At 68.8% G+C, this 1124-nt stretch carries 2 protein-coding genes; both read left to right on the forward strand.

Going from position 1 to position 1124, the window contains the following annotated elements; all coding sequences use genetic code 11:
- Positions 1–221, forward strand: a 221-nt coding sequence (locus ABD323_RS41410) for a hypothetical protein (protein ID WP_344447253.1), incomplete at its 5' end; no start/stop codon positions are given.
- Between the two features lie 255 nt (positions 222–476).
- Positions 477–1124 (forward strand): right-handed parallel beta-helix repeat-containing protein (locus ABD323_RS41415; RefSeq protein WP_486327171.1); only part of this gene is annotated, 648 nt, incomplete at its 3' end.

A 1124-nucleotide genomic window follows, 5' to 3' on the forward strand; every position in this document is an offset into this window, starting at 1 on the left:
CGATGAACGTCACGGTCACCGAGCCCACCGCGGCCGGCTTCCTGACGGTCTATCCGGCCGGTTCGCCGCGTCCGGTGGCGTCCAACCTCAACTGGACGGCTGGGCAGACCGTGCCGAACCAGGTCGTGGTGCCGGTCCGGGACGACAAGGTCCTCTTCTACAACGGGAGTGGGGGCACCGTGCACCTGGTGGTCGACCTGTTCGGCTACGAGGCGTACTGAGCAACTGCCCTGCGTAACGCCGCCGGCCTTCGGTGCCCCCTGGTCCGCAGTCGAAGCAGTGTGCGATGATCCGTCCGAAGTTCGTGGGGAAACCGGCTGATGCCGATTTCAAGTACAGGTCGTGGGCGCCGAGTTGGCGCTCTCGGGGGACATCCTGACGACGCACCCTCAGGTGGGGGGAAGTCGCTTCTTCGGAGGTACGCCATCAGAACTCTTACAGCGGCATTCACGGGGGCTGTCCTGCTGCTCGGCGCGGTGAGTCTGCCCGCGCTCGGGGCCGGTACGGCGGTGGCGGCGAGCGCCACGCTCTACGTCAACAAGCTCAACGGGAACTGTTCGGACGCGGGCACCGGAACACTGGAGCAGCCGTACTGCACCGTCTCGGCCGCGGCGGCCAAGGTGGAGACGGGACAGACGGTGCTCATCGGAGCGGGCGAGTACCGGGAGTCCGTCACACTGACCCGCTCCGGCACCGTCGAGGCACCGATCACCTTCATCGGCGCGGGTGGTCCGGGCGCCGGGTACCGCGCCCCGCAGACCGAGATCGGCTTCTGGCGGTTCGAGGGCATGCCGCCCGCGTTCACGCTCAGCGGGGTGAGTCACGTCCGGATCAGCGGGGTCGAACTGCTCGGGTACCACGAGTCGGTGGTGATCGACGGCGGCACCGAGGTGAACCTGTCCGGCAATCTGCTCACCGGTCTGATCGGCGAAGACCCACGGGTCCGGGTCACCGGCGCGGCCCGGAACGTCACGCTGGCCCGGAACGCCTCAGGGGAGCGCAGCGGCCTGGTGGTGCTGGAACCGGGAGTCCGGGACACGGTCGTCTCGACCAACCTGATCGCCGCCGGTGGGCATCCCGGCATCGTGGCCGACGGAGCCCCGGGCACGGTGATCGTGGCCAAC

Origin of the sequence: Kitasatospora nipponensis (genome assembly GCF_039528135.1) — a bacterium.
In the GTDB taxonomy this organism is placed as follows: domain Bacteria; phylum Actinomycetota; class Actinomycetes; order Streptomycetales; family Streptomycetaceae; genus Kitasatospora; species Kitasatospora nipponensis.